The organism is Rahnella contaminans (genome assembly GCF_011065485.1).
Taxonomy (GTDB): Bacteria; Pseudomonadota; Gammaproteobacteria; order Enterobacterales; family Enterobacteriaceae; genus Rahnella; species Rahnella contaminans.
In genome coordinates, this window is the sequence record NZ_JAADJS010000001.1 from 1,718,905 (window position 1) to 1,740,050 (window position 21,146).

Sequence of the window (21,146 nt, forward strand, 5' to 3'; positions counted from 1 at the left end):
CTGGCAGCGGCATTTTAAAAGCAGAATTAATTAACGTAATCCGAGCTGGAAGATCATGGTCTCTGCCTGGCAGGAGAAAGTGAAATCCACTTTGAGCTCAACGCCATCGTCAACTTTTTCAATCTTACTGTTAATTTCGCACGGCTCCGATTCAACGCCGCGTGCGCGTTCGGTCAGAGTTTGCAGCATTTCTTTGGCCTGCGCTTCGGTTTCGAAAACGTGCAGGTAAGAAGCGGTGCAATCGGTGTTGTCCATGATGGTACCCACATCAACACAGCAGCAGGCCGCAGTTTCTTCTGCGCCGCATTTGTTAATGGAGTGCAGAGGTTGAGTGGATTTAGAGGACATGGTTACGTCAGACATAATTTTCTCCCCGGCATCAACGGCAACGTCCACCGTCTGGCCTGTTTGCGAATAAAGTTTTATTTCCAGCCTGTATTTTACGCCGCCGTTCTGACAACACACTAGCACTTACTTATTATGTGCCTTTGAAGTGATCCAGATCACGTATATGTAAGTAATCGATTAAAACTACGTCATCGTTATCACTTTAACGTTTCTTAATTGAACTTTTATTGTTGGTTTTTTGTTAAGTGGATCCAATTTCTTGCATCATTTTATAAATATCAATGAAACATTATTGCAACTACACCACAGGTCAGACCTATACTTCGCTCACTGGTCTGATTTGTCAGACTGATAACGAACCCTACAATCCCGCGCTCATTGTTACTTCATGTAACATTGTTTGATAAAAAACATAAAATTGAGGTTTTGGTCATGAACCAGAAAAACCTGTTTAAAAGATCAGCTCTGGCAGCTGCAGTGGCAATTGTTTCCTCCAACGTATACGCAGCAGGTTTTCAGTTAAATGAATATACTGCTGCGGGTTTAGGTCGTTCTTTCTCAGGCGAAGGTGCTATCGCTGACACCGCCGCATCCGGCAGCCGTAACCCGGCAACCATGACCATGTTTAACCGCCCGGCGTTTTCTATGGGCGCGGTTTACGTCGATCCGGACGTCAGTGTGACGGGCAAATCCCCGGTCACCGGTGCCAGTACTGATGCAGGTAACATTGCGCCTAATCAGTGGGTGCCAAATATCCACTTTATTATGCCGCTGGATGACCAGTGGGCGGTCGGCGCATCTGCGACGTCTAACTACGGTCTGGCGACAGAATTTAACGATAGTTATCCGGCAGGCCCGATCGGTGGTGAAACAGACCTCACTACCGTTAACACTAACTTAAGTGTTGCTTACCGTTTGAACCAGAATTTCAGCTTCGGTGTGGGCTTTGATGCCGTCTACGCGAAAGCGAAAATCCGCCGTACTGCGGGCGAACTGGTGCCGCTTAAAACCGGCGGTTTGCTGCCGGCAGATACCGAAGCCGCTAAGCTGAAAGGCAACGAATGGGGCTACGGCTGGAACGCCGGTATCTTGTATGAAGTGGATGATAATAACCGCTACGGTTTCACCTACCGCTCTGAAGTCAAAATCGATTTCGACGGTGAATACCGCAACGGCATTCCGCAAGCGTTAGGCGGCACGGGCGGCCATACCGTTCCGGGTTCCCTGACCCTGAACCTGCCAGAAATGTGGGAACTGTCCGGTTATAACAAAGTGGCACCGAAATGGGCGATTCACTACAGCCTGGCTTACACCAGTTGGAGCCAGTTCCAGGAGCTGAAAGCCACCGGGTCTAACGGCCAGACCCTGTTCCAGAAAGATGAAGGCTACCATGATGCTTACCGCATCGCGTTGGGTACCACCTATTACTACGATGATAACTGGACATTCCGTACCGGTATTGCCTTCGATGACAGCCCGGTTCCGGCAGATAACCGCACCATTTCTATCCCGGATCAGGACCGCTTCTGGATTTCAGCCGGTACCACTTATGCCTTCAATAAAGATGCTTCCGTCGATGTCGGTGTGTCTTACATGCATGGCCAGACTGTGAATATCAGCGAGAAAGTGGCTGACGGCGTACCTAACTATGAGTTCCAAGCTAAAGGTACCGCGATGTTGTACGGTGCGAACTTTAACTACAGCTTCTAACCGGTTTTCACGACAGAGCACATAAATGAAAAAAGCGCCGAAAGGCGCTTTTTTTGGCACTGAATCTGAAACGGATAAACTTGATCAGAAGATTACTCTGAATCGATATCCTTCAGATCACCCTGAATCAGTGCAGCATTCGGGTTCACCTGCGGCGTCAGCTGACCGCCTCTCGCCAGGAAGTCATGGCGCTGGAAGTACGCTTCGCGGATCATCAGGTAAGGGTCGGAAGAGTTTCGGATCAGGCCGTCAGAATCGAGCAATTCAGCACGGGTTTCTACGCCCTGCAATACCCACTTACCGGCTGACATCCAGAAGGTCAGATAGCTGAGCATCGGATACAGGTCATCGACCAGATCGCCACCTTCATCACGAATTGTCGCACTGCCGTAAGCTGGCAACATCACGTACGGGCCGTAACCCACCCCGTAATGTCCCAGCGTACTGCCGAATCCTTGCGCTTCTTCGCGTGCCAGTTTCGGGTTCGCCATCGACGCCACATCAATCAGACCGCCCATCCCCAGAAGGGTATTAAGGAAGAAACGGTTGAAGTGGATCGCCGCACGGTACGGATCGCCTTTCAGCAAGGAGTTCACCATGCTGGCCGGTTCATCAAGGTTACTCAGGAAATTACTGGTGCCGTTACGCGCCGGTTGGGGCACGTAATCACGCCAGGCAACAGCCACAGGACGCAGTACATACGGGTCCATGTAGTTAAAGTTGAAGTTAAACATCGCGCGGTTGAAACCTTCCAGCGGATCAGATCGTCCCTGCTGTTCGCTGTCCGATGATCCGGACGTGCCGGCACAACCGACCAGCAAAACTGTCGCAAACGCCAGCCCAGTCAGGCGTAAGTTCATGGATATCTCCCTGTTTTTGATCGTCGGTTCCTGATTAAGGAACCTGCTGATTAATTTCAATGCTGACCTGGCCGTTACCGGCAAAATGGGTCAGCGGACTGTCGCCGTACCAGTCACCTGTGGCCGGTGTTGCCAGGCCGTTTTGTGAAATACGAACGCGTACTTTTAATTGATGCAGCGAAGAAAGCAAGCGTTCCGGCATCATCGCGTTGCTGTCATCCACGGTAATCGCCAGCGGGAAGCGGCTCATCGGCAACTTTTTCACTGCAACCGGCACCGGACTGCTGCCATCAGTCACCGAGATAAAGACCGTGCCATCCTGCGGAAGTTTCTGCTGAGCATCCGCAGAAAGCGTTACGTTTACCGCCAGTTTAACCTGATCGATTCCCGCTTTCTGCTTTGCCTGTTCAATGCTTGCCTGAACCATCTCAAGCCGTTTATCACCCGCAGGCAGAATTTTCAGCATAACTTCCCACGCGCCAATAGCTTGCGGATAGTGACCTTGTTCATATTCATTATAGGCCAGCAAGCTTAATACACGCAGATCACCCTGAGATTTTTCCAGCATACTGCGTAAAAGATTGCCGCCGGTAAGGTTATCTTGCGGATCAGACGAACGGGTTAACACTTCGGCATAACCGAGTTTTACTGACATATCATTCGGGGCCAGTTCATACGCATGGCCGTAAGCCTGCGTGGCCGTAGCGGCGTTATTGAGCGCCATCCCCACGCGGCCAAGCATCACCCAGTCCTGCACATTTTTCGGATCGGCCTGCAAATCGGTCCGTAATCCCAGCCCTAAATCCTGCACATCTCTTGCGGTCAGCGGCGTACCGTGGTCATCCGCGATACGATGACGCAAATCAGGCATGTGCTGCATCACCTGATTCCACGCACTCACCTGCCCTAATCCGCCCGCATATAAATAGAGGCCCAGCGTGATGATCACCAGCAAAATCGCACCCGGTACCAGCGTCCAGCGGCCGATCGGTTGTGATGCAGCCGGTGCGTAGCCGTCAGGGATATCAGTCAGCAAGTTTTCCTGCAATTCCTGAATATGCGCCGGACGTTCATCCACCACGCCCTGCGCTTCGTCTTCTTCAAGCTCACTCAAACGGTGATGATAAAACGCTTTGTTCAGCGCATCGCGCGATGTATGTTCCGCGCGATCGCCACGGATCACCGGCACGATAAACAGCGCCAGCGCGATCACCAGCATCACCAAAATACACAGCCAAAAAATACTCATGATCCTGTCCTGTCGCTGTCTTTAAGTAACTGTGCCAGGCGCTGTCTCTCTTGTTCTGACATTTCTTCGGTCATATTTTTCAAACGCACTTCGCCACGGCGGGAACGCATAAAAATCATCACCGCGCCGATAATGACCACCAGCACCGGTCCGAGCCACAATATAAAGGTGGATGGCGTTACCGGCGGTTCGTAGGTCACAAAATTGCCATAACGCGCGACCATGTAAGCCACGATTTGCTGTTTGTTCTGGCCCTGCTCAAGCAACTGGAAAACTTTGGTACGCATATCCGCCGCGATAATTGAATCGGACGCTGCAATATTGGTGTTCTGGCATTTCGGGCAGCGCAGTTGCGCGGTGATCTCGCGGTAATCCTGCTCCTGCTGTGGCGATTTAAACTGATAGGTATCGATGGCGGCGAAAGCGCTGAAGCTCAGTGCCACACCGAGCATTAACGCAGGCAATGCACGTAAGATTTTCATGCGTTGCCACCGTATTTTTTGTACAACGGCAACACTTCGCTCTGCCAGACTTTCTCATTCAAATCACCCGCATGGCGATAGCGGATAATGCCCTGTCCGTCGATCAGGAAAGTTTCCGGCGCACCGTACACGCCGAGATCTAACCCCAGCATTCCGTCGCCGTCGTACAGACTCAGCATGTACGGATTACCCAGCGTATTCAGCCAGTTCACCGCTTTCTGCCGGTCATCTTTGTAGTTCAGCCCCACCACACGTACGCCTTTCGCCGCCAGGGTATTGAGATAATCATGTTCGGCGCGGCAGGTCGGGCACCACGTCGCCCAGACGTTCAGCAATATCGGTTTGCCGTCACGCAACACTGACTGATCGTAAGTTTTTCCGGCCTGCGCCAGCGATTCCAGCTTGAATACCGGCACCGGTTTGCCGATCAGGGCAGATTCCAGCAACGTAGGATCATCGCCGTTGGCGTTGCGCGTCAGCTGGACTAAAAATGCCGCCGCCAGCGCCAGAAACAGAACCAGCGGAATAAAAAGAAGTTTACGGTTCATGCTTCAGCCTCCGCCTTGCCTTGTTTCTTCAGTTTTTTGCTCATGCGGTATCGCGGATCGAGAATACACAACACGCCGCCGGCAGCCATAAAGAGCCCGCCCAGCCAGATCCAGCGGACAAACGGTTTGTAGTACAAACGCACCGCCCACGAGCCGTCATCCAGCTCTTCGCCCAGCGCGGCGTACAAGTCACGCGCCAGATTACCGTCGATGGCAGCTTCGGTCATCATGCTGCGCGCCACGCTGTAAAAGCGTTTTTCCGCGTGCAGCGTGGTGACTTTTTTGCCGTTCTGCGTGACGTCGATGTTCGCTTCACCGCCGGTATAGTTCGGGCCGGTAATGTCGCGAACGTCACGAAAGACAAAGTGATAATTATGAATATCCACGGTATCACCGGCTTTCATGCGCACATCGCGCTCAACGCTGTAATTCTGGCTGAACGCAATACCAATCACCGTGACTGCCACGCCCAGATGACCGAGCACCATGCCCCAGTGGCTGCGGGAAAGTTTGGTCAGGCCGCGCCAGAACGAATGACGGTGCGTGGCGCGTTCATGCAGCTCCATCAGCGTCAGCACAATCACCCACACCGACATCAGCAGGCCGACAACGGTCATGCCAACAATTTTGTCCTGCAACAACCACGGCAGAAGAATCGACAGAATCAGCGTCACCACCAGCGCAACGCCCAGACGACGCCACATTTTGCTCGGTTCGTCACGACGCCAGCGCACCAGCGGGCCGATGCCTAACAACAGCGCCAGCGGCGCCATCAGCCAGGTAAACATCGTATTAAAGAACGGTTCGCCGATGGAAATGCTGCCCAGCCCGAGCTGTTTATGAATCAGCGGTAACAGCGTGCCGAGCAAAACCACCAGCATGGCGGCGACCAGCAAAACATTATTGCCAAGCAGATAACTTTCGCGCGAATGCAGTTCATGACGGCTCGGTGCGCGCACCGAGTTGCCTTTAAAGGCGTACAGCAGCAAGGAGCCGCCGATAACAATCACTAAGTACGCGAGGATAAACATGCCGCGCGCCGGATCTGAGGCGAACGAGTGAACCGATACCAGCACACCGGAACGCACCAGGAAAGTCCCGAGCAGACACAGCGAGAACGCGGTGATCGCCAGCAGAACCGTCCAGGCTTTGAATGTCCCGCGTTTTTCAGTCACGGCGAGCGAGTGGATAAGCGCGGTTCCCGCCAGCCACGGCATAAATGAGGCGTTCTCGACCGGATCCCAGAACCACCAGCCGCCCCAACCTAATTCGTAATATGCCCACGCAGAACCGAGCACGATGCCGATGGTCAGAAACACCCACGCCGCCGTGGTCCACGGACGCGACCAGCGCGCCCACGCGGTATCAAGCCGCCCAGCCATCAGCGAAGCAATCGCAAACGCGAATGCCACCGAGAAACCAACGTAACCCATGTACAGCAATGGCGGATGGAAAATCAGCCCGATATCCTGCAACACCGGATTCAGGTCACTGCCATCCACCGGGAAATTCGGTAAAGAGCGGATAAACGGATTCGACGTCAGCAGAATAAACAGCAGGAAACCACCGGTGATCATGCCCATCACGGCGAGCACGCGCGCCACGGCATCTTGCGGCATCTGACGGCTGAACAACGCAACGGCCAGCGTCCAGCAACTCAGCAGCAACACCCATAACAGCAGCGATCCTTCGTGCGCGCCCCAGGTGGCCGCCACGCGGTAATACACCGGCAAATGGGTATTGGAATTGTTAGCGACATACGCGACGGTAAAATCATTCACCACAAACGCGTGAACCAGAATCGCAAACGCCAGCACGATGCAGGCGAACATGCCGTACGATAGCGGACGCGCCATCGCCATCATCCGGTTATCCTGTCGCGCCGCGCCCCATTGCGGGTAAATACTCAGTAAAACCGCCAGCCCTAACGCCAGACAGAGTGCAAATGTTCCCAGTTCCGGCATCATGAGCGGTTATTTCCTTTATCGTTACCCACGTAGGCAGAAGCGGGCCCTTTGTGGTTTTCTTTCATGGCGTCGGCAACTTCCGGCGGCACATATTTTTCATCGTGTTTGGCCAGAACCTGAATCGCATTCACGACATTCCCCGGCTCCATCACACCCTGCGCCACCACACCCTGTCCTTCACGGAACAGGTCCGGGAGAATGCCGTTGTACGTCACCGCAATCGCGCCGCGTGCATCATAAATCTTGAAGCTCACCTGAAGGCTTTTCGGATCCCGTTTTACCGAACCGGGCATCACCATGCCGCCGATGCGCAGGCGCTGGCCGACTTCCGGCATTTCGTGGTTTTCGCCTTTGCCCTGCAAGATTTCACTCGGTGTATAGAACAAATCAATGTTGGAACGCAGCGCATACATCACCAGTGAAATGCTCAGGCCGAGGCCGATCAGCACCACCAGCGCCAGCGACAGGCGCTTCTTACGACGTGGATTCACAATAACTTCTCCCCGGATGTGTCCGGTTCCAGCGGTGACGTCTGTGCGCCTTGCTGTTTTTTAGACGTGGACTGATTAATGCGTTTTTCGCGAGCCTGACGGCGTTTCACATCGTCCAGAATCTGACGATGCTGCACGAGGGTATGCACCACCAGCGCAATCAGGGAAATCAGGGTTGCCGCCACCGACAGCCAGACATAAAAGGCATATCCGCCCATGGCGAAAAAATCGTGCCAGCTTGAGAATGCAGGGCTCATCCGCGAGGCTCCTTTTTCAGCAGGCCAGCCACCCACGGACGCAGGCGCTCCTGATTCAGGATCAGGTTGCGTAAACGCATCAGCGTGAGAGTAATAAAGAAGAACAGATAACCGAAAATCGCCCAGCGCAGCGGATAACGCATACTCGGGTCGATAGTTTGCTGCATGTTGGTGGAACCCTGATGCAGCGTGTTCCACCACTGAACGGAGTAATGAATGATAGGAATATTGACCACGCCGACCAGTACCAGAATCCCCGCAGCGCGCCCCGCCAGACGGCGATCGTCAAAGGCATTATATAATGCAATCACCCCGAGATAGAGGAACAGCAGCACAAGTTCGGACGTCAGACGCGCATCCCAGACCCACCAGGTGCCCCACATCGGTTTGCCCCAGGCCGAGCCGGTAACCAGCGCGATAAACGTGAAAACGGCACCGACCGGCGCCATCGCAGCAACGGTCAGATCTGACATTTTCATCTGCCACACCAGGCCGATGAATGCCGCAATGGCCATTGCGCTGTAAATCCCCATCGACCAGATCGCCGCCGGGACGTGAATGTACATAATCCGGTAGCTGTTACCTTGCTGATAGTCGGGCGGCGCATAGCCAAAACCCCAAACCCAGCCGATCACCAGACAGGCAATACCGATAAGCCCGAGCCACGGAATGAACCGGCCACAGACGTGGTAAAGCCGTTCAGGCCGCGCAAGTTGATGTAACCATTTCCACATTGTTATCGTTGCTCACTTTAAAATGTCACTGTGTGGGTTGCCGTGGAACCTCGGTGGGCTCTTGTGCGGTCGGAAGGAAATTCCCCGCACTTATTGTTGGCATGTCTATTGTTCACTATAGAGAAGTGTGATGTTAGTCAAAGGTTGCGTTTTTTCTTCTCTATTGTAACGGCACGTAAAATAAATCCGCGCCAGCGCACTTACAGACACAAACGGTTAGTGAACGCTGACTCTTAATGCGGCTGCGGTAGCAAACGGCGTAAGCGTCGCACTGCCCGCTAACATCGCACCGAGGATCGCCAGATACCCGCCGATGGGCATCGACATCGACGCGGCATCAATGGCACCGGTGGCAAAAATCAGCACCGGAATATACAACGGCAGAACCAGCAGACTCAGCAACACACCACCCTTGCGCAGCCCGACGGTGAGCGCCACACCGATGGCGCCGATAAAACTCAGCGTCGGCGTCCCCAGTAAAATCGTCAGCGCGACGGCTTTCCAGGTCTCAAAATCCAGCGAAAGTAACAGGGCAATCAGCGGAGACAGGATCAGTAACGGCAAACCGGTCACCACCCAGTGAGCACATACTTTCCCCAGAACCGTGAGTGCCAGCGGCGAGGGTAATAACAAAAGTTGCTCAAGCGTGCCGTCGAGATAGTCATCGCGAAACAACCTTTCCAGCGCCAGCAGGGACGATAACAGCGCTGCAACCCAGACAATACCGGGGGCGATCCGGGCAAGCAGTTTTGGCTCCGGGCCAATTCCTAACGGAAACAGCGTAATAACAATCAGGAAAAACCACAGCGGGTTGATAATTTCTGCGCTTTTTCGAAAAGCAATTTTCAGTTCGCGGCTCAGAACCTTAGTAAACATTCCGTCTCTTTCCCTTTCGCGTCACGCCAGCGCTGCGCCGGTCAGTCGGATTTTCCGCACGTCGCGGTTAACGCCCTGCAAATCCTGATGCGTGGTCAGCAGCACCATTCCGCCCTGCTCCGCATGCTGTTCGAACAGCGCAATCAGCGTCGCAACACCCTGCTTATCAATGGCAGTCAGCGGTTCATCGAGGATCCACAGCGGCGCATTGCTCAGCCATAAACGCGCCAGCGCCACGCGCCGTTGCTGCCCGGCGGACATCTGCGCGACCGTGACATCTTCGTAACCCAGCAGGCCGACATTTTCGAGTGCCTGATAAATAGCTTCCGATGCGGCGTCACCGCGAACAGACGGACTGCTGACAGACAGATAGAAGGCAAGGTTTTCAAACGCAGTAAGCACTGACTTTATGCCGGGCTGATGACCGAGATACAGAAGTTCCTGATGAAAAACATCGCGCTGACGGCGGGTATTGACGCCCTGCCAGCGGACTTCACCGGCGTCCGGAGAGGACAGCCCGGCCAGAATACGCAGCAAACTGGTTTTACCGGCACCGTTCCTGCCTTCAATCTGCACCATTTCGCCCGGTAAAACCGTGAAACTCAAGCCACTAAACAAGGTCCGCTCATCGCGAACGCAGCTCAGGTTAAGGGCTTCAAACATGGAGATGTCTCTTATTTTTCACAAGTCCGCATCATATCACAGGCGTCCGGCACGACGCAGCTTAGGGAGCGGTACGTTATTACATATAAACGCCCGCCAGAAAAGTCTGATATCGCAGACATTGCCCCAAAAATGACCCATAAGGTTCATGGGTTAACGATTTGTAACTTATTTGTATATCTGCTCATAAATTCCCGGCCTCGCCTATGCTTATGCATGACGTACTTTTTTATCACTTTGATTTTTTTTCGGGGGAGAACGATGAGCGACGATAAAAAACATGAGAGCAGCACCGATGTTGACAGCGAGGAGCATTCGCAGGGCAAGAAAATCGAAACCGGTGAAGAGAATCTGCCCTCCAAAGCGGCCGCCGTGCATGAAGTTATCCGTATGGAAGGCGAGAAAGAGCTGGAACGTGACGGACAGGCGTTGCTCTGGTCAGCGATTGCCGCCGGGCTTTCGATCAGTGCTTCGCTGATGGCGAAAGGCATTCTTCACGCCCGGCTGCCCGATTCGCCCGAACGGTTTTTTATCGAAAACATCGGTTATACCGTCGGGTTCATTATCGTCATCATGGCGCGCCAGCAGCTGTTCACCGAAAACACCGTCACCGCCGTATTGCCCGTCATGCAAAAACTGACCGGCAAAAACGTCGCGCTCTTGCTGCGTTTGTGGGGGCTGGTGCTGATCGGAAATATCATCGGCGGCGGCTTTGCAGCGCTGGCATTTCATCTGGTGCCATTTTTTGATCCGGAGACCGACAAAGCGTTTCACGAGATCAGCATGGAAATTATGGAAAAAGGCCCTGGCGCGATGTTTGTCGGCGGCATGGTTTCCGGCTGGCTGATTGCCACCATGGTCTGGATGATCCCTTCCGCAGGTGCCGCCAAACTGTGGGTAATTATGCTGATGACTTACATGGTGGCGATCGGCGACCTGACACACATCGTGGTCGGCTCAGTGGAAGTCCTCTATCTGGTCTTCTCCGGCGCAATCCCGTGGACTGACTTCGTCTGGCCTTTCGCCCTGCCGACGCTGGCCGGAAACATCGCGGGCGGTACCTTTATCTTTGCGCTGATCAGCCACGCACAAATCCGTAACGACATGAGTAATCAGAAGAAAGCCAAAGTTAAAAAGGCAGAACAGGAAGCCGCGAAGAAGGAAGCGGCGAAACCGTGAAGAGAGATAAAAGCGCAGAACTGGCGACGAAACGACCAAACGGCAGGCTAACGCCTTATTATTGAGAGAAAAAAGGGTATACTACGCGGGCGCTTTCCACTGGCGTCCGTGTCTCCTTAGTTAAACGGATATAACAAGCCCCTCCTAAGGGCTAGTTACAGGTTCGATTCCTGTAGGGGACACCAAGCATCTCCAACAAAATCCTGTGAATTTACCTGCCTTACTGCAAATTCCCCCATACCCACAAATTCCCAATTTTGAGATCTCGCGCATTTTTTTTGATGAAGAATTTGTTTTACTTACACATGTTAACAAATGTTACGAAAATGAGTTCGTAATGAAAATTCTAATGTCCGTAAGGAAACCTTCATGAAAATTGTAGCTACTTTTTGTCTCGCGGGACTTTTCTCTGTCAATGCTTTTGCCCTGACCGGCAATGATGCGACCACCAAACCAGACTTGTACTATCTGAAAAACGACCAGGCAATCAACAGCCTGGCGCTGCTTCCGCCGCCACCGGCTGTGGGCAGCATTGCGTTTCTCAACGATCAGGCGATGTACGAACAAGGGCGTCTTCTGCGCTCGACGGAACGCGGCAAGCTGGCGGCTGAAGATGCCAACCTGAGTGCGGGCGGCGTTGCGAATGCGTTCTCCACGGCGTTTGGTTCACCGATTACGGCAAAAGATACACCGGAGCTGCATAAGCTGCTGACCAATATGATTGAAGATGCGGGCGATCTTGCGACCCGTTCGGCGAAAGAGAAGTACATGCGCATTCGTCCGTTCGCGTTCTACGGCGTACCGACGTGCAACACGACCGAGCAGGATAAGCTGTCTAAGAATGGATCTTACCCGTCGGGTCACACCTCCATCGGCTGGGCAACGGCACTGGTATTGACGGAAATTAACCCGCAGCGTCAGGATCAAATCCTTCAGCGCGGGTTCGATTTAGGCCAGAGCCGCGTGATTTGCGGATATCACTGGCAAAGCGATGTCGATGCAGCGCGTATTGTCGGCTCGGCGGTCGTCGCCACTTTGCACACCAACACCGCTTTCCAGCAGCAATTGCAGAAAGCCAAAGACGAGTTTGCGAAACAGCATAAGTCGTAAAATCGTTATCTTGTAAAATACAGAAACGCTTTTGCCTGACGTTGGACTTTCAGGCAAAAGCGTCAAATTTTATTCATCTCTTTAAAGCCTGTTACCAGCCCGGAACTGCGCCACCGTTGAAGATTTTCTCTGCGGCTTTTGCCACTTCCGGCGACTGATAAGATTTCAGAAACTCCTTCACGTTCTCCGCGTCTTTATTGTCTTCGCGCGTCACCAGCAGGTTCACGTAAGGCGAGTTCTTGTCTTCGATAAACACGCTGTCGTGCACCGGCGATAACCCGGTTTGCTGAATGTAAGTGGTGCTGATGATCGCCACATCGACTTTCGGGTCGTCGAGCACACGCGGTAACTGCGCGCCTTCTAGCTCCATAATGTTCAGATGATGCGGGTTCTCAACGATATCCGGCGCCGTCGGCAACAGACCTTTACCCTCTTTCAGAGTGATCAGTTTCTCTTTTTGCAGCAGCAAAAGCGCGCGGCCCAGATTAGTCGGATCGTTCGGGATCGCCACCGTCGCGCCGTCTTTCAGCTGACCGACAGTTTTGATTTTTTTCGAATAACCGGCCATCGGGAACACAAACGTATTACCGACGGCGACGAGATTGTAGCCATGCGCTTTATTGTCCTGATCGAGGAACGGGCGATGCTGGAAAACGTTGGCATCCAGCTCACCGTGCTGCGTGGCGTCGTTCGGCAACAATGAACCGCTGAACCCGACCAGCTCGACATCCAGCCCGTATTTCTCTTTCGCGACTTTTTTGGCGACTTCGGCGACATCCTGCTCCGCGCCGTTAATCACACCGACCTTGATGTGCTTCGCATCGCTGCCCTTTTGATCACAACCCGCCAGCACCAATCCTGCGAGTAATATGAAAGCGCCTGTCCGAAAATGAGGCATTGTCAGTTTCACGGTTTTTCCTTAAAAAATAAGCCCTAATCCAAAGTGAAGCTGACTATAGCAGGGTCAGGGTAGCGGCTTAAAAAACGAAAAAAGCATCAATAAGAAGAAAAAAGCATAACCCGTAAATAATGCGCAGCACTCCCCTGCCCGATTCTTTCCGAAACGTGTAGGCTGGAGGAAACTGACTGACGAGAGCCCGGAAGAATGGAAATTATTGAAGCGGACGAACAGCACGTTCCCGAAATGCAGAAAATTTATGCCTGGCATGTTAAACACGGCACCGCGTCCTTTGAAACGGAGCCGCCTTCTGTGGATGAAATGGCCGCGCGCCTGAAGAAAATCAAAGACGCCGGGCTGCTCTGGCTGGTGGTTCTGCATGAAGGGGAAGTGAAAGGCTATTGCTACCTCGGGCGATATCGCGAGCGTTACGCCTACCGGCATACGCTGGAGGATTCTATTTATATTGATCCCGGTTTTCAGAAACGCGGGGCGGGAAAAGCCTTGCTGCGCCGGGCGGTGGACTGGGCGGAAATGCAGGGGTATCGCCAGCTGATTGGCAACGTCGGCGACAGCCAGAATCAGGCGTCCATTCACCTTCATCTGGCGGCCGGTTTTAGTGTTACCGGCACCCTGAAATCCGTCGGTTTTAAACACGGGCGCTGGCTGGATACCGTATTTATGCAGCGCCCGTTAGGCGGCGGCGACCAGACGCCGCCGGAATAACGCCTTTCAGAGCCCGACCGCGTCACCGGGCGCGGGGGCTAATTTTGCTCCGGCGGTTTTGTGCGTCGCACTGCCGCCCCACACTTCCTGATAGTCGTAACCGGTCAGATCCTTGATCACTTTCTGACACTCCGGCGTGCAGTCATTCAGTTCGCCGCCGAGTTTCAGGCGCGCGACTTCTTTGATCAGCGTTCTGTGCGTATCCCGCGTCAGCTTAAATTTAAATGTCATATAGAAACTGACGGCCAGCAGGATGCCGGTAGCAAAAACCATCAGCCCGATAATCGCGTGCAGCGCGCTTTCCGGCTGAATACCCTGGCCTTTAACGAAACCGCTTTCTTCCAGCACCACACCAATCAGCATAATCGCCAGCGCGACCGTGCTTTTTCGTGTTAACACCATTACACCGGCAAATATCCCTTCGCGGCGTTTTTTGGTGACGATTTCATCCACGTCCGGAATAAAGCTGTAGATATTCCACGGAATATAATAAAGACCGGCGCGCGCGAAACCGAATATGGCAAAGACCGCTGAGAACAGCAGCAGGGAAACCGCCATTTCGGTGATATAGACATAGAACAGGAAAGCCAGTACGCAGAATATAATGCCGTACGCCAGCCGCAGTGCACCCGAAGGCGACATATTTAATTTTTCAAGCAACATCATAAATATAAACGTCGAAGGTACGGAAGCCAGCGCCGCCACACTTAAATACCCTGAAACCGACGAGGCACTTTGATGCAATCCGTAAACCACATAATAGGTGAATACGGCACCAAAAACGTCCAGTGCGGTAAACGAGAAGATATAGATAATGATATGCTGGCGGAACATGCGTATTCTGAACGAGGAAAAAAGATCTAATACCAGGCTTTTTAAATGGTGCCACAAACTGCCGCCACCGGCGGTGACCGGCTCCGGTTCAAACTCTTCACGCACGTCTTTCGCTTCCCACGTACACATCCAGGTGGTGAATACCGCCACGCAGAAGATGCAGGCAAAAATGATACCGGTGTAGGTGTACGTCAGGGAATTATCTTTGCCGGTGAACTGCATCAGTATGCCCGGAATCGACACCGCCAGCAGACCGCCGAGCTGGGAACAAATCATGCGTACGCCCGAAAGACGGGTGCGTTCGCTGAACCGGTTGGTCATTTCCGCCGACAGTGTTTCCCACGGCACCAGCACCATCGCGGACAGCAATTCAATAGAAAGATAGGTACCGAGGTAGTACCAGTAGCTCATATCTGTGACCCAGACCAGCGCGTAAAGGAACATCAAAGGAGCGCTGATCAGCAGGAAAAAACGGCGGCGGCCAAATTTTTTCCCCAGCCAGGTGTTGCCGAAATTATCGGTGATATAGCCCATAATCGGGCTTAATATCGCATCGATAACGCGGGCAATAGCGAAAATAGAACCGGCTTCAAAAACAGATAATCCGCAATAAGTGGTATAGAAGAATAATAGCCAGGTACCAATAACGGCAAAAGCGCCGCCACCAAATAAATCGGTCACGCCATACCCGATGGCCGTGCCATAACCGACTCTGCGCTCAGTTGGTTTCATTTTTATTATCCTGTCAGTGTAGGGTTATTATTAAAATTATTTAATCGGTAAGCGTTATCCATTTCCGCAACTGAGATGACCGGTAAATAGCCCCGACAATATTCAGGGATATTTCGGCGTCATAAATATCGGTATAGTTTTTGTTTTGGTTATAAAGAGTATTCCCTGAATGACGAACTGACAGGTAGAAATTAAATACCGCCTGTCGATGGCTGTCACCCCAGTAGCTTTTAGCATTGCCCGACGGATTTTCATCGCTGATTAACAGCGTTTTGTTTTCCCCGTCAATCAGCCAGAGCGTGTTGTGATGCAGCTGCAACAGCCCTTTTTCGCAATGAATTTCCAGCAGCAACGGAGAATCCGTGCTGTGGCAGTTGGTCGCATAGAACAGCCCGCGCGCGCCGTTACCGAGTTTAAAACTGGCCATCGCGGTATCTTCATTTTCGGTGAGTTCGCTGAGAAAACTGCTCTCCACCACGCCTTTCACCGCCAGCACGCCGCCGCCAAACCACTGCATAAGATCCAGCGTATGAATGGCCTGGTTGATCAGCAAACTGCCACCTTCTGTTTCGAAACGACCGCGCCACGGGCTTTCGGTGTAATACGTGCCGCTGCGCGACCATGTCAGCACGGCTTTAATACTGAGCATTTTGCCGAGCTGCCCGCTTTCGAGCAGCGCTTTAATTTCACGGCTCGTCGGGTTTAGCCGGTTCTGATAACAGACACCCAGCCGGGCGTCTGTTTCCGTCAAGGCCTGCCTGATGGCGGCGACTTCCCCGGAATTCAGTGCCACCGGTTTTTCGGTGAACACATGTTTTCCGGCGGCCAGTGCGGCAAGAATGGCTTCCTGATGCAGATGATGCGGCAGACAAATATGCACAACATCAATCTGCGGGTCGCGCAGCATTTCATGATAATCGGCATAAAAATCGCAGTTATACCGCTGCGCCAGCGCACGCCCTTTTTCAACATCAATTTCTGCAATCGCCCGCAGCGTGCTCGCAGGTTCCTGTTCTATCGCCGCCACGTGACAGGAATGGATGGCACCACAGCCAATGACGGCGGCATTAATCATATTCATCATGCCTCCCGTTTCAGCGTGTCCCGTTCGCCAGCATCTGCGCCCGCACGCAAAGCTCTGCGGCTTTAAACGCATGCTCCTGCGTCATGGCGTTTTCAGTGCGGTTCAGACAATCGAGGATCAGTTGGCCGAAGAACGGGAATCCGACCTGTCCGGAAACCGGATAACGGAATTCGCCTTCCTTATTCACCAGGTACACCACGTCCTGTTCGCCACGTGTGATATCGACATATTTGCGCACCTCAATGTAACCTTCAGTGCCCAGCAGCGTCAGACGCCCGTCGCCCCAGGTGCTGAGCCCTTCCGGCGTAAACCAATCGCAGCGAAAATATCCACGTGCGCCGTTTTCACCTTCCAGCATCGTATCGCCAAAATCTTCAAAGTTCGGGTATTGCGGATGGTTGAAATTCAGCGCCTGCGCCGCGACCACGCGGGCATTGCCGTTGCCGGTATAAAACAGAAACTGCTCAATCTGATGACTGCCGATGTCGCACAGGATCCCGCCAAATTTCTCCCTTTCGTAAAACCAGTCAGGCCGCCCTTCACCCTCGCGGTGCGGGCCGGTACCGAGCGTCTGAACCACGCGACCAATCGCCCCTTCCTGCACCAGTTGCCCGGCAAATACTGCGCTTTCCACATGCAGACGTTCGCTGTAATACACCGCATATTTACGCCCGGTTTTCGCCGCCTTTTCTTTTGCTGCCGCCAGCTGTTGAAGCGTGGTGAGCGGCGCTTTGTCGGTGAAATAATCCTTTCCGGCGCCCATCACTTTCAGCCCGAGCGCGCAGCGTTCCGACGGAATTCCCGCGCCAGCCACCAGTTGCACCTCTTTATCATCGAGAATCGCGCTCAGCGATGGAGCGGCCGTCACCTGCGGATACTGGCTGACGAACTTCGCCACTTTTGCCGGATCCGGATCGTAAACCCATTTCAGGCTGGCACCGGCTTCAATCAGCCCGTTGCACATGCCGTAAATATGCCCGTGATCGAGCGCGGCGGCGGCAATCACGAATTCGCCCGGTTTCACCACCGGCTGCGGTTTCCCGACAGGTGCATAGTTCATTCCGTCTTTGATGCTCATATTTACGCTCCTGTATCCATGTTTTTACCCAGCGGGATTGCCTCTTCGTTGGCGAAGTTTTCCACGGAAGCCGATTTCTCGTAAAAGTGCGGGGCCAGCGAAACCAGCCCGCCGGTCTGATAGAAAGGATCGGTCTGAACCAGCGGCAGCGTCACAATGCTGCGCGTAATGGCCGATTTATAAATCGCGGCAATCAGTTCCAGCGAACGCTTGCCCTGAACGCCGTCGATCAGCGGGGCGCTTTTCGTTTCCAGCGCGGTGAGGAAGTTGTCTATCTGGCCGGTGTGCAGGGTATAAGTGAGTTTGGGAATGGACTGATACACATCCTCGAGGCGGTTTTCACGCGCGGTATCACGCTCTTCCACCGGAAAACCGTTCGGGGCAGAAATGCTGGCGAATTTATCCCATGGTGCAGAAACCCGGGCTTTTTCGCCCTGAATGACAATTTTCTGATCTTCACCGTGATGCACTACGGAAGCCGTCAGCTGCGTCAGCGCACCAGTGTCATATTTGAAAATCGCCGCCGAAAGGTCTTCCACTTCGGCATTATCGTGAGCGGCGTTGGTGATCATCGACACCACTTCGGAAGGGAAACCGAGCATCCACTGAATGGCGTCAATATGGTGCACCGCGTGATTGAGGGTGCAGCCGCCCGCCTCTTTTTCCCAGGTTCCGCGCCACCACAAATCGTAATAGGAATGGCCGCGCCACCAGAACGAATCCACCTGCGCGTGGCAAACTTTTCCCGCCTCGCCGGAATCGAGCACCTGTTTCAGCCGCCAGAACGCATCGGTAAAACGGTTTTGCGCAATGATGGAAAGCGTTTTACCGCTTTCCTGCGCGGCGCGGATCATCGCGTCACACTCCTGCAAGGAAGCGGCCATCGGTTTTTCACAGAGCACATGCTTTCCGGCGTTCAGCGCGTCAACAGAGATTTCGGCATGCACATACGGCGGCGTGCAGACGTCAAAAACGTCAATGTCCGAATCATTAAGAATATCCTGATGACTGGCGTAAACCTTCGCGTCAGTGAGCCCGTAATGCCGTTTTTTCTCTTCCGCTTTCTCCGGATAAATATCCACCAGCGCGACCACCTGGCAGCGATCGGCAAACTGCAAATATCCCTGAATATGGTTATGTGAAATATTACCCGTACCAATAATGGCTATTTTAAGCATTATCCTACTCCCGATAAAAACCTAAGGGCGATCGTCACCTTGCTGAATTTATTAATAATTCAGGGCAGGCAAATACGATATTTTTTCTCTGACGTTGTTATTCAGGAGAGTAGTAACGACTTTTTTTTCCAACAACCGCTATTTGTGACAGGAATTGCAGTGCGGCAGAATGGTTTTGCTATGATTGCGAATAGCTTAAGAATTACAACCAGTTAACCGTGGTAATAAGTCCATACTCTAATGAGGCGTTGATCACACAATGACGGGAAAATTAAAAATCAGGCAAATTGCGGAGCTCACCGGGCTTTCTCCGAGCACTGTTTCCCGTGTCCTTGCTGGTAAAGCGAATGTCAGCCCGCGGGCAAAAGAAAAGGTATTTACCCATGCAAGAACCATGGGTATTTTGCGCGACATTCCCGCCAGCCGTTTGTTAATGAATACCCTGTTAATTTGCGCGCCGCCTGCGGCATTTTCCCAGCGTGAAGATCTCTATTATTACGAAGCCATTCAGGAAATTACCGCTGAAGTGGCGCGCTTTGATATTCATATCCGTAAATGCGCGTTGTCGGTAAATGACCCTGATATCGCGGTTTTTATGCAGGCGCTGAATCTGTCCGACGTGGACGGCGTCGTTATCATCGGAATTGATGACGTGATGCTTTATCGTCTGGCGGCGGAATCGAATAAACCGGTGGTGATGCTGAATGCGAAAGACAGCGAAATGCGCCTTGATTGCGTGTCAGCGGATCACTATTCGATCGGTTATTGCGCGGCGAATTTCCTTTTCCAGAAAGGCCACCGGCCGGTATTGCTCTTCACTGACCTGCGCCGCGAAACCATGATGCAAAGGCTGGACGGCTTCAAACGCGCCTGTCTTGAGCATCACGTCATTTTTGACGAAGCGACACATCTGCTGATCAATCACGGCAACGGCAAAGAGCAGGCGCGCAAATGCTTCGATAAATACCTGAAAGAGCGCAACCGCGAATGCCTGCCGTCAGCCATTATCTGCGGCAGCACGCCGATTGCGCACGCCACCGTGGAAGCGTTGCGGGATCAGGGCATCCAGGTGCCGGAAGACATTTCCGTCATGAGCATGGATTTCGAGCACGACATGAAACTCACCTCGCCGATGAATTTCACCTCCGTCCTTCTGCCCTGCCGCGAGCTGGGCAGCGAGGCCGTGTACATCCTGCAAAGCCGCCTGACGCGGCCATCAGGCGCGAAATTTAACCTGCTGTTGCAGGGCAAAATCCACACCGGACAATCAGTTGCGGATGTGAAATGGAAGCGTAAAGGGTTATATCCGCAGCCTTCCGGTTTATAATCAGAAGATGATGATCAGTTGCGACCGGCCATCACCCCGCCGTCAATATCCCAGATGGCGCCGGTGACCCAGCCCGCTTTTTCGCTCAGCAGAAACGCGACGGTTTCAGCGATATCACGCGGCTTACCGACGCGGCCAATCGGGTGGAAACTGTTGAAGCTGTTCATCACACCTTCCACTTCATCTTTCGCGATAAAACCTTCATAAATGGGCGTCTGCACCACCGCCGGAGACACGGCGTTGACACGGATGCCGTGACCGCCCAGCTCAATCGCCATGTTTTTGGTCAGCGCATGCAGCCCGGCTTTAGCCATTGAATAGGCGGAAGAAGGCGTGGCACCGATGGCCTGCTGCGCCCACATCGACCCGATATTCACCACCGAACCGCGCGTTCCGGCTGCCAGCATATTTTTCACCACATCACGGGTGATAAAAAACGTCGCGCGGTTAATGTTCATATACATGTCGTAATCGGCTTCTTCATGCTCCGCAAAAGGTTTCGGGAAGAACACACCCGCGGCATTCACCAGCAGACTGATATCCTGATGCTCCGCGTTAATCGCGTAACGGATGTGATTCATGCCCTGCTCCGTCATCAGATCCCCCACCAGCACGGAAACCGGACCGAGTGCGGAAAGCTCACGCTGCGCGGCGTCGGCTTTTTCCTGACGGTTACCGACCAGCACCACACTGCCGCCCTGCTCCAGCAGCAGACGCGCGGTTTCCAGCCCCATGCCACTTGTACCACCAACAACCAGTAATTTTTTACCGCTGAATGTGTTGCTCATCATTTTTATCTCCGCAATATTTTCTTT

At 53.1% G+C, this 21,146-nt stretch carries 22 protein-coding genes and 1 tRNA gene; 6 read left to right on the forward strand and 17 right to left on the reverse strand.

The genetic code is table 11. The features are described 5' to 3' along the window. Window positions 1-30 precede the first annotated feature (30 nt). Complete coding sequence (locus GW579_RS07540; RefSeq protein ID WP_165058344.1) at window positions 31-363, reverse strand: YfcZ/YiiS family protein; 333 nt, start codon at window positions 361-363, stop codon at window positions 31-33. A gap of 417 nt (window positions 364-780) precedes the next feature. On the opposite strand from GW579_RS07540, the gene fadL reads away from it, so the two are divergent. Beyond that, entirely contained in the window at window positions 781-2,058 is a 1,278-nt protein-coding gene (gene fadL, locus GW579_RS07545; RefSeq protein ID WP_152324416.1) for a long-chain fatty acid transporter FadL, read from the forward strand. Between the two features lie 92 nt (window positions 2,059-2,150). On the opposite strand, the gene mlaA is transcribed toward fadL, so the two are convergent. From mlaA to ccmA, 10 genes are all read right to left on the reverse strand, one after another. Then, window positions 2,151-2,918: a phospholipid-binding lipoprotein MlaA gene (mlaA, locus tag GW579_RS07550; protein ID WP_152324417.1), complete on the reverse strand. Its 768-nt coding sequence runs from the start codon at window positions 2,916-2,918 to the stop codon at window positions 2,151-2,153. Window positions 2,919-2,952: 34 nt separating this feature from the next. Beyond that, window positions 2,953-4,167, reverse strand: coding sequence for a c-type cytochrome biogenesis protein CcmI (ccmI, locus tag GW579_RS07555; RefSeq protein ID WP_165058346.1), 1,215 nt, complete (start codon window positions 4,165-4,167; stop codon window positions 2,953-2,955). After that, the gene (locus GW579_RS07560) at window positions 4,164-4,649 is read right to left on the reverse strand and encodes a cytochrome c-type biogenesis protein (protein ID WP_152324419.1); all 486 of its coding nucleotides are present in this window, start codon (window positions 4,647-4,649) and stop codon (window positions 4,164-4,166) included. The genes ccmI and GW579_RS07560 overlap by 4 nt, the downstream gene beginning before the upstream one ends. Further along, a complete protein-coding gene (locus tag GW579_RS07565; RefSeq protein WP_152324420.1) occupies window positions 4,646-5,197 on the reverse strand; it encodes a DsbE family thiol:disulfide interchange protein in 552 nt (183 codons plus the stop codon). Before GW579_RS07565 ends, GW579_RS07560 begins: the two co-directional genes overlap by 4 nt. Next, a complete protein-coding gene (locus GW579_RS07570) occupies window positions 5,194-7,164 on the reverse strand; it encodes a heme lyase CcmF/NrfE family subunit (protein WP_152324421.1) in 1,971 nt (656 codons plus the stop codon). The genes GW579_RS07565 and GW579_RS07570 overlap by 4 nt, the downstream gene beginning before the upstream one ends. Continuing rightward, window positions 7,161-7,655 (reverse strand): cytochrome c maturation protein CcmE, encoded by a 495-nt coding sequence (gene ccmE, locus GW579_RS07575; RefSeq protein ID WP_101076162.1) that lies wholly within the window; start codon window positions 7,653-7,655, stop codon window positions 7,161-7,163. Before ccmE ends, GW579_RS07570 begins: the two co-directional genes overlap by 4 nt. After that, window positions 7,652-7,912 carry a heme exporter protein CcmD gene (gene ccmD, locus GW579_RS07580; protein ID WP_152324422.1) on the reverse strand — a complete coding sequence of 87 codons (261 nt, stop codon included), beginning with the start codon at window positions 7,910-7,912 and terminating at the stop codon, window positions 7,652-7,654. The genes ccmE and ccmD overlap by 4 nt, the downstream gene beginning before the upstream one ends. Continuing rightward, window positions 7,909-8,646, reverse strand: a complete 738-nt coding sequence (locus GW579_RS07585) for a heme ABC transporter permease (protein WP_165058348.1) — start codon at window positions 8,644-8,646, stop codon at window positions 7,909-7,911. The genes ccmD and GW579_RS07585 overlap by 4 nt, the downstream gene beginning before the upstream one ends. 216 nt (window positions 8,647-8,862) lie before the next feature. Next, on the reverse strand, window positions 8,863-9,522 hold the full coding sequence (gene ccmB / locus GW579_RS07590) for a heme exporter protein CcmB (protein ID WP_152324424.1): 660 nt from the start codon (window positions 9,520-9,522) through the stop codon (window positions 8,863-8,865). 21 nt (window positions 9,523-9,543) lie between these two features. Further along, window positions 9,544-10,185: a cytochrome c biogenesis heme-transporting ATPase CcmA gene (gene ccmA, locus GW579_RS07595; RefSeq protein WP_165058350.1), complete on the reverse strand. Its 642-nt coding sequence runs from the start codon at window positions 10,183-10,185 to the stop codon at window positions 9,544-9,546. Window positions 10,186-10,446: 261 nt separating this feature from the next. On the opposite strand from ccmA, the gene GW579_RS07600 reads away from it, so the two are divergent. The 3 genes from GW579_RS07600 to phoC all read left to right on the forward strand — a co-directional run bounded on the left by GW579_RS07600 (window position 10,447) and on the right by phoC (window position 12,474). Then, on the forward strand, window positions 10,447-11,364 hold the full coding sequence (locus GW579_RS07600) for a formate/nitrite transporter family protein (protein WP_165058351.1): 918 nt from the start codon (window positions 10,447-10,449) through the stop codon (window positions 11,362-11,364). A 110-nt stretch (window positions 11,365-11,474) separates the two neighbouring features. Next, a tRNA-Arg gene (locus tag GW579_RS07605) sits at window positions 11,475-11,549 on the forward strand. A 184-nt stretch (window positions 11,550-11,733) separates the two neighbouring features. Beyond that, entirely contained in the window at window positions 11,734-12,474 is a 741-nt protein-coding gene (gene phoC, locus GW579_RS07610; protein ID WP_101076177.1) for an acid phosphatase PhoC, read from the forward strand. Between the two features lie 91 nt (window positions 12,475-12,565). Here the strand turns inward: phoC and nlpA are convergent, their stop codons facing one another. Further along, window positions 12,566-13,384, reverse strand: coding sequence for a lipoprotein NlpA (gene nlpA / locus GW579_RS07615; protein ID WP_152324439.1), 819 nt, complete (start codon window positions 13,382-13,384; stop codon window positions 12,566-12,568). Between the two features lie 195 nt (window positions 13,385-13,579). Here nlpA and GW579_RS07620 point away from each other — a divergent pair, with 195 nt between their 5' ends. After that, window positions 13,580-14,098 carry a GNAT family N-acetyltransferase gene (locus GW579_RS07620; RefSeq protein ID WP_152324440.1) on the forward strand — a complete coding sequence of 173 codons (519 nt, stop codon included), beginning with the start codon at window positions 13,580-13,582 and terminating at the stop codon, window positions 14,096-14,098. Window positions 14,099-14,104: 6 nt separating this feature from the next. Here the strand turns inward: GW579_RS07620 and GW579_RS07625 are convergent, their stop codons facing one another. From GW579_RS07625 to GW579_RS07640, 4 genes are read right to left on the reverse strand one after another with little or no spacing between them, the layout of a single operon-like run. Further along, window positions 14,105-15,664, reverse strand: a complete 1,560-nt coding sequence (locus tag GW579_RS07625) for an MFS transporter (RefSeq protein WP_165058353.1) — start codon at window positions 15,662-15,664, stop codon at window positions 14,105-14,107. Window positions 15,665-15,704: 40 nt separating this feature from the next. Next, entirely contained in the window at window positions 15,705-16,745 is a 1,041-nt protein-coding gene (locus tag GW579_RS07630) for a Gfo/Idh/MocA family protein (RefSeq protein WP_165058750.1), read from the reverse strand. Window positions 16,746-16,758: 13 nt separating this feature from the next. Next, window positions 16,759-17,826, reverse strand: a complete 1,068-nt coding sequence (locus tag GW579_RS07635) for a Gfo/Idh/MocA family protein (protein ID WP_165058355.1) — start codon at window positions 17,824-17,826, stop codon at window positions 16,759-16,761. Window positions 17,827-17,828: 2 nt separating this feature from the next. Beyond that, on the reverse strand, window positions 17,829-19,004 hold the full coding sequence (locus GW579_RS07640) for a Gfo/Idh/MocA family protein (protein ID WP_165058357.1): 1,176 nt from the start codon (window positions 19,002-19,004) through the stop codon (window positions 17,829-17,831). Window positions 19,005-19,263: 259 nt separating this feature from the next. Here GW579_RS07640 and GW579_RS07645 point away from each other — a divergent pair, with 259 nt between their 5' ends. Continuing rightward, the gene (locus tag GW579_RS07645; RefSeq protein ID WP_152324444.1) at window positions 19,264-20,331 is read left to right on the forward strand and encodes a LacI family DNA-binding transcriptional regulator; all 1,068 of its coding nucleotides are present in this window, start codon (window positions 19,264-19,266) and stop codon (window positions 20,329-20,331) included. Between the two features lie 14 nt (window positions 20,332-20,345). Here GW579_RS07645 and GW579_RS07650 read toward each other — a convergent pair whose 3' ends face one another. Then, the gene (locus GW579_RS07650; RefSeq protein ID WP_165058752.1) at window positions 20,346-21,119 is read right to left on the reverse strand and encodes an SDR family NAD(P)-dependent oxidoreductase; all 774 of its coding nucleotides are present in this window, start codon (window positions 21,117-21,119) and stop codon (window positions 20,346-20,348) included. Window positions 21,120-21,146: the final 27 nt, after the last annotated feature.

Bases quoted from the DNA above. Each gene is read 5' to 3' on its own strand.
- GW579_RS07630 (WP_165058750.1), bottom strand. From the start codon at position 16,745: ATGAATATGATTAATGCCGCCGTCATTGGCTGTGGTGCCATCCATTCC.
- GW579_RS07635 (WP_165058355.1), bottom strand. From the start codon at position 17,826: ATGAGCATCAAAGACGGAATGAACTATGCACCTGTCGGGAAACCGCAG.
- GW579_RS07640 (WP_165058357.1), bottom strand. From the start codon at position 19,004: ATGCTTAAAATAGCCATTATTGGTACGGGTAATATTTCACATAACCAT.
- phoC (WP_101076177.1), top strand. From the start codon at position 11,734: ATGAAAATTGTAGCTACTTTTTGTCTCGCGGGACTTTTCTCTGTCAAT.
- GW579_RS07600 (WP_165058351.1), top strand. From the start codon at position 10,447: ATGAGCGACGATAAAAAACATGAGAGCAGCACCGATGTTGACAGCGAG.
- GW579_RS07565 (WP_152324420.1), bottom strand. From the start codon at position 5,197: ATGAACCGTAAACTTCTTTTTATTCCGCTGGTTCTGTTTCTGGCGCTG.
- ccmB (WP_152324424.1), bottom strand. From the start codon at position 9,522: ATGTTTACTAAGGTTCTGAGCCGCGAACTGAAAATTGCTTTTCGAAAA.
- GW579_RS07570 (WP_152324421.1), bottom strand. From the start codon at position 7,164: ATGATGCCGGAACTGGGAACATTTGCACTCTGTCTGGCGTTAGGGCTG.
- GW579_RS07650 (WP_165058752.1), bottom strand. From the start codon at position 21,119: ATGAGCAACACATTCAGCGGTAAAAAATTACTGGTTGTTGGTGGTACA.
- mlaA (WP_152324417.1), bottom strand. From the start codon at position 2,918: ATGAACTTACGCCTGACTGGGCTGGCGTTTGCGACAGTTTTGCTGGTC.
- ccmD (WP_152324422.1), bottom strand. From the start codon at position 7,912: ATGAGCCCTGCATTCTCAAGCTGGCACGATTTTTTCGCCATGGGCGGA.
- ccmI (WP_165058346.1), bottom strand. From the start codon at position 4,167: ATGAGTATTTTTTGGCTGTGTATTTTGGTGATGCTGGTGATCGCGCTG.
- GW579_RS07585 (WP_165058348.1), bottom strand. From the start codon at position 8,646: ATGTGGAAATGGTTACATCAACTTGCGCGGCCTGAACGGCTTTACCAC.
- GW579_RS07645 (WP_152324444.1), top strand. From the start codon at position 19,264: ATGACGGGAAAATTAAAAATCAGGCAAATTGCGGAGCTCACCGGGCTT.
- fadL (WP_152324416.1), top strand. From the start codon at position 781: ATGAACCAGAAAAACCTGTTTAAAAGATCAGCTCTGGCAGCTGCAGTG.
- ccmA (WP_165058350.1), bottom strand. From the start codon at position 10,185: ATGTTTGAAGCCCTTAACCTGAGCTGCGTTCGCGATGAGCGGACCTTG.
- GW579_RS07540 (WP_165058344.1), bottom strand. From the start codon at position 363: ATGTCTGACGTAACCATGTCCTCTAAATCCACTCAACCTCTGCACTCC.
- GW579_RS07625 (WP_165058353.1), bottom strand. From the start codon at position 15,664: ATGAAACCAACTGAGCGCAGAGTCGGTTATGGCACGGCCATCGGGTAT.
- GW579_RS07560 (WP_152324419.1), bottom strand. From the start codon at position 4,649: ATGAAAATCTTACGTGCATTGCCTGCGTTAATGCTCGGTGTGGCACTG.
- GW579_RS07620 (WP_152324440.1), top strand. From the start codon at position 13,580: ATGGAAATTATTGAAGCGGACGAACAGCACGTTCCCGAAATGCAGAAA.